General features: G+C 74.1%; 1 protein-coding gene. It reads right to left on the minus strand.

Translation table 11 applies throughout. The features are described from left to right. Positions 1-153: 153 nt before the first annotated feature. Positions 154-342, minus strand: coding sequence for an SIS domain-containing protein (locus CCN44_RS48095; RefSeq protein WP_462509678.1), 189 nt, complete (start codon positions 340-342; stop codon positions 154-156). Between the last annotated feature and the right edge of the window lie 217 nt (positions 343-559).

Genomic DNA, 559 nt, shown 5'->3' on the forward strand with positions numbered 1-559 from the left:
CGGTGGGGGAACCCCAGGCGTAGGGGCGGACGGTGTTGTCGAGGAGGTCCATGTGTCTTCTCTGTCTCCGTACGTACGCTGCTCGGCCGGCGTCGGCGGCTGGGCCGGTCGCGGCGCCGGTGGCGGGCGCGGGTGGTCCGGCCCGGAGCAAGATCAGGCCCTGGAGGCGAGCGCCAGGTAAACGGCGGCGAAATCCGTGACGGCGATCAGTTCCGCGAGGGTTTCCAGTTCGCCGCCCTCCTCCGGTTCGAGTTCGCTGATCGGCGTGTCGTGGCTGAGGGCCACGTCACGGGCGGCGGGGGCCGCGGTGAGGCCGCTGATCGGGCGGTCACGGAGCAGCACCACGCGCGCGTGCAGCGCGGGCGGCTCCTCCACGCGGTCGCGGAAGNNCCGCCGAGGTGCCCTCCGTCCACACCACGGGCAGGGCGTCGGCGAGTTCGGCGGCGAGGGTCTTGGCCGGGTTGCTGTAGGTCGCGATGGCGGGGCCGCAGCGCTCCGCGACGCGGTCCAGGCGGTCGGCGACCTTCTCCAGGGCGTCCGGCGGGGCGGTGAGCAGGCC

The organism is Streptomyces tricolor (assembly GCF_002155905.1).
Lineage (GTDB): Bacteria > Actinomycetota > Actinomycetes > Streptomycetales > Streptomycetaceae > Streptomyces > Streptomyces tricolor.